Raw genomic sequence first — 4,541 nt, forward strand, 5'->3', positions numbered from 1 at the left:
TTTTGCCCTTATAATCGCGGTCATTATTAGCACTGCTACTGCTCACGGACAGACTAAAACTGCTTCCAAGACTCCCTTCACCAAAATGTATCTACCAGTCTGGCAGGTCGCTGCCGAACACTGTTTGGATGTTGCTAAAGCAATGCCCGAAGAACTGTATTCGTACCGGCCCACTGAAGTAAGCAAGACTTTCGGGGAACAGATGGTTCATATTGCGCATACGGTAGAGCTGCTTACCCAACGTTATGTGCAGGGCATGGAGGTAAAACCCAATACTCCTGATGCGTCTAAGATGACCAAAGCTGAGATTCTTTCGTTGCTAGAAGAAGGGTTCGCTTATACCACCAACGTAATCAACACCATTGAGCAAGTGCAATTGGATGAGACTTGCGTAATGTACCACAGCGGTAATACCGTAAGTAGGGCGTTCGCCTTTTTCTACGTACAAGATCACATGAATAACCACCGAGCCAAAGCAAATTTGTATCTCCGAATGAACGGGATACAACCCCCGGAGTACACCTGGTGATTGACAAATACACTAACTTAACGTATTCTAAGTTTTATCATTTAGATTACAATGGTCCATGTGTGAGTGCAGTTCGGTTGAAAATACATATATCCCTTCGGTTGAGCTATATGACAAGACCTTGGTTTCAGCGGCTTTCCAAAGATGCCCGAATTTTAGAGGCGAGTCTAAATTACTGCACTGCTCTTACACGTTACTGCCTACAGTTGTTTTTCCGACTCTTTTGTAAAGAAAGATATTATTTTAGCCTGATATTCTTCTCTGTCTTCTGATTTGATTATTTCTGCGTGCTTTGCGTCCTCTACCAGCCAAAGTTCAGTTGGTACCGGACTATTTTTCTTAAACCTTTCTCCCATTTCATAAGGAACCCAAGTATCGTTTTTAGAATAGATAAGTAATAAAGAATTTAGATTCTTAGCCTCTTTAATTCGTTCAATCATCTTAATCTTTTGCTTGAATCTGGGCAAAACGATGTTAAGGAGTTTTAACGTTTTGTAAGCGAAAGGAAATCTTTTCCAAAATTCATCCAAGGTTGTCGCTGCACTTTCTATTATTGCGAATTCGTAAGGATGGGTTTCATCTGCAAACGCAATTGTTGCCCATTGTCCGCCTAAAGATATACCGAAGTACCCCACAGGAATATTTGAGTTGATTTTTTCTGCTTCCTTACCAATCGCGACTATGTCCTCAAAATACGAGAAATTTCCGTGGGTGCTTTCTCCGAACCCATTAATGTCAAAAATCAACGTATTGAAACCAGCTTCGCGCAAAAATTGCGTGTAACCTCTTTTTACAAAGTATCCTTTTGCCTCTTTTCCCATCGGGTGGCCTAAGACAACAGTAGCCTTTTGCTGCCTGGTTTCTGATTCTGCATAGAGCCCCTTTATAATGCCACCGCTTTTACTTTTGACGGTTACTGATTTCCATTCTGGTAGCTCGGTTTTCGGGATAGGGTTTATCCATTTGACCATGAATCTGCCAAAAAATGGATACTTGAGTAGTTTGTAAATCATTTTTTGCGAGCAAGATAAAGAATGTATTCAAGCCCAAAATTGACCTCATGTTAGGAAATTATTCTTTGTCGAATTCGGCTTAAGCTTTCTGGTTTTATGCCCAAGTATCTAGAAATATCTTTAACCGGTATTTGCTTTACTATTTCAGGTTTTGAGTTAATCAGCGTTAAATATCTTTGTTCTGCTGTTTTAGTTAGTAACTCTTTTTCTCTACTTACCTTTCTTGTGAACAGCTTTTCAGTTTCAATCCTCCCTAACTTGTTGGCTATAAGCGAAGATTTGTAGGTTTCTTTCAGTTCTTCGTAATTTATGACCTCAACGGTGCAATCTGTAAATGCTGAAATACGAACGTCGGATAGCGTACCAAGAAGCAATGAACTATATGAGGCAAAAAATGAATTTTCAAAAAAGAAGTCCAAAATCTTGCGCTCCTTTTCCGTTTCTATCTCTACAACTACAATCCCGCTCTTCAGGAAGTAGACGCACTCTTCAGCTTGTTTGAAATTAGTAAAAACTGAATTTTTATTCACCCCTTTTCCAATTGTCTTAAAGGGTAGTTCGCCATCAAAATTAGCATCGACGTTCCGTTTTATGTATTGAGCAAGGGTCATTTACAATTGTAAGCGATGTATACATGAGAACCTAGGTAATATCTCACAGATGAACAGTATGAATGCATTGTATAATTACTTTCTACTGTAAATGCAGATGGCAGAAGTATACAGTTAGGACTATTTTATAGAAATGCATTCAAATCTAACTGTAAAATTTCCGAGTAAGAATTATCTGGTTCTACATCGCCGTCTTTAGCATAGCGAAGCCACCGTTTCGCGGCGTAATCATAAAGAAAGCCTTCTTCCGTACCGTACTCAAACTCTTCTATCAAACGAATTATCTTTTTGGTGTCATTCTTCACTCCGGTGGTATGGCATACTTCAATAATAATTGGGGTTCGCTGGTGCTCGTTATCGTAGAGTAATACGTCGGGAACTGGACTGGTTTGCCCTTCATCTATCATTGCCGCCGTGGAACGGGTTCGGAGTAAGGGTTCTAAATCTATCTTCTGCTCTTGATAATACAGGAAGCCTAAGCCAGTGGTGAGCTTACTAATAATTCGCTGGTGTTCTTTGGGTGCGTTGATATCTATATTGATAAGTTGTTCGGGAAATAGCATAGTCTACCAGTTTTAGTACAGAATATAGCAAAAGGCAGGGACAAAACAGAGCTTAACCGTTCGCCACCCTTTGAACGAACTCCAGTGTATTCACTCCGTCGGCGTAGTCCCATAATTCGGGTTGTTGGGCTTGACCGAATGGAACGTAATTTGGCTGATCAGCGTAGACGGGTTGCTGCGCTACTACGCACTGAATTTTCTCTTCGTTTGCCAGCAGTTTTTGCTTTAACTCTTCCTGATTTTCATAGTGTTCGTAGTACACCACTGAAATGGGTGAAACCAGTTGGTCGCTCTGGCGAAACAAGGCAAAGCCAGTGTCCAGAAAAGGTTCTCGGTTAACTAAGTAAATAGACTTATTATAATCGTAATTGTTATTGTATTTGTGGTGGTGTGCTACCGATTGGTAAACCTCTAAAGCTCGGAAAAGCGGTTCAAAATTATAGTCTTCCGGTACAAAAAGCTTGGATACATTCCTGCAACCCAAGCCAAAGTAGCGAAAAACATCTTCGCCTACTGCCCGTAATTCGCTTTCAGTCTCTTTGCCGCTCAATACAGCTAATCCGGTACGATTCTTCCGAATGATGTGCGGATATTTCGCAAAGTAGTACTCGAAGTAGCGAGAGGTGTTATCACCTCCGGTAGCAATAATAGCATCTGCGGTATTAAGTTTATCTACTACGGTGATGTATGAAACTAGTTGAGGTTCTAATTCAGTAATGATATTAATGATGTAGCGCATCAGAAACGAATCTTGCGAGCTGAGCTTAATCAGCGCGTGCTGGCCACATATTAGCACAGTTAATAAATCATGAAAACCCACCCAGGGAATATTTCCGGCCATCACCACACCGATTTTCTTAACAGAGCTAGGTTGAGTAGCAAGGTGGCCGACCCACCGAATTAGCTTTTCTTCACGGAGGTAGTATTGTACGCCTTCTTTAGCAAATAGTACGCTTTCTTCGGTAAACCAAGCATTGTTGGACCGAGCTCGCTGCACTAATTCATTCTGTTCATTTTTGTCTAAGTTCCTTAGCACAGTTCCCACTGCGATAAATACGCGTATTCGTTCGTTTAGAGTAAGCATTATACTACTTTTTGGGGTTTCTTTTGGGGATAAAACCAAAGTTTCGTTACTTCGTTACAAAAGTACAATCAAGATTTATTGTTTAACAATTATTAGAAAACTAACCTGACTAATCAGGAGAATATTTGTAAGGTTAGTATTTTTGGTAGGGTTGCAACCCGTTATAAATAAGAAGTAAGCTATGGCAATAATAATTACCGACGAGTGCATCAACTGTGGTGCTTGTGAGCCGGAATGCCCCAATACGGCGATCTACGAAGGTGGAGTAGAATGGAGTTGGGCTGATGGAACCGATTTGCAAGAAATTGAACTGGAAGATGGCACCATGGTAGAGGCTACGGAATCTCAGGAACCGGTGTCCGATGAATTTTACTATATCGTAACCGGTAAATGTACCGAGTGTATGGGATTTCATGAAGAGCCTCAGTGTGCGGCGGTCTGTCCGGTAGATTGCTGTGTAGAAGATCCCGATGCTCGTGAAAGCGAAGAAGAACTGCTCGGAAAGCAAGCGTGGATGCATAACTAAGGAAACCGGACAATTGTGTTAGTGATTATCACGAATAATTTTGTAAAACAATTTCGCCAGTTAGTTTTTCTCCTTTCCCCATTGGTGAAGGGTTACCGTGGCGCGGGGTCAGGGGGATTTTTACTATGTTGAGCACAAGTCTGAAGACCCTATAGTTATTTATCCGTGATAATGTCCATTCATATTTTCCGATCTTCGGTTTCCTGCTTCCGATC

At 41.1% G+C, this 4,541-nt stretch carries 7 protein-coding genes; 2 read left to right on the forward strand and 5 right to left on the reverse strand.

Annotated elements, in window-relative coordinates; genetic code table 11:
* Positions 1 to 529, forward strand: a 529-nt coding sequence (locus WBA23_RS05540; protein WP_424581255.1) for a DinB family protein, incomplete at its 5' end; no start/stop codon positions are given.
* A gap of 200 nt (positions 530 to 729) precedes the next feature.
* Here WBA23_RS05540 and WBA23_RS05545 read toward each other — a convergent pair.
* The 4 genes from WBA23_RS05545 to WBA23_RS05560 all read right to left on the reverse strand — a co-directional run bounded on the left by WBA23_RS05545 (position 730) and on the right by WBA23_RS05560 (position 3,752).
* Positions 730 to 1,542: an alpha/beta hydrolase gene (locus WBA23_RS05545; RefSeq protein WP_424581256.1), complete on the reverse strand. Its 813-nt coding sequence runs from the start codon at positions 1,540 to 1,542 to the stop codon at positions 730 to 732.
* A 50-nt stretch (positions 1,543 to 1,592) separates the two neighbouring features.
* A complete protein-coding gene (locus tag WBA23_RS05550; RefSeq protein ID WP_424581257.1) occupies positions 1,593 to 2,153 on the reverse strand; it encodes a Crp/Fnr family transcriptional regulator in 561 nt (186 codons plus the stop codon).
* A gap of 125 nt (positions 2,154 to 2,278) precedes the next feature.
* Positions 2,279 to 2,716: a hypothetical protein gene (locus WBA23_RS05555; RefSeq protein WP_424581258.1), complete on the reverse strand. Its 438-nt coding sequence runs from the start codon at positions 2,714 to 2,716 to the stop codon at positions 2,279 to 2,281.
* A gap of 52 nt (positions 2,717 to 2,768) precedes the next feature.
* Positions 2,769 to 3,752 (reverse strand): acyl-CoA reductase, encoded by a 984-nt coding sequence (locus WBA23_RS05560; protein ID WP_424581259.1) that lies wholly within the window; start codon positions 3,750 to 3,752, stop codon positions 2,769 to 2,771.
* A 229-nt stretch (positions 3,753 to 3,981) separates the two neighbouring features.
* Between WBA23_RS05560 and WBA23_RS05565 the strand changes: the two genes are divergently transcribed.
* Positions 3,982 to 4,326: a 4Fe-4S dicluster domain-containing protein gene (locus WBA23_RS05565; RefSeq protein ID WP_424581260.1), complete on the forward strand. Its 345-nt coding sequence runs from the start codon at positions 3,982 to 3,984 to the stop codon at positions 4,324 to 4,326.
* Positions 4,327 to 4,354: 28 nt separating this feature from the next.
* Here the strand turns inward: WBA23_RS05565 and WBA23_RS05570 are convergent.
* The coding region (locus WBA23_RS05570) for a hypothetical protein (RefSeq protein WP_424581261.1) at positions 4,355 to 4,541 on the reverse strand (187 nt) is incomplete at its 5' end.

It is taken from the genome of Tunicatimonas sp. (assembly GCF_049647865.1).
Classification (GTDB): domain Bacteria; phylum Bacteroidota; class Bacteroidia; order Cytophagales; family Cyclobacteriaceae; genus Tunicatimonas.

Bases quoted from the DNA above. Each gene is read 5' to 3' on its own strand.
- WBA23_RS05545 (WP_424581256.1), bottom strand. From the start codon at position 1,542: ATGATTTACAAACTACTCAAGTATCCATTTTTTGGCAGATTCATGGTC.
- WBA23_RS05550 (WP_424581257.1), bottom strand. From the start codon at position 2,153: ATGACCCTTGCTCAATACATAAAACGGAACGTCGATGCTAATTTTGAT.
- WBA23_RS05555 (WP_424581258.1), bottom strand. From the start codon at position 2,716: ATGCTATTTCCCGAACAACTTATCAATATAGATATCAACGCACCCAAA.
- WBA23_RS05565 (WP_424581260.1), top strand. From the start codon at position 3,982: ATGGCAATAATAATTACCGACGAGTGCATCAACTGTGGTGCTTGTGAG.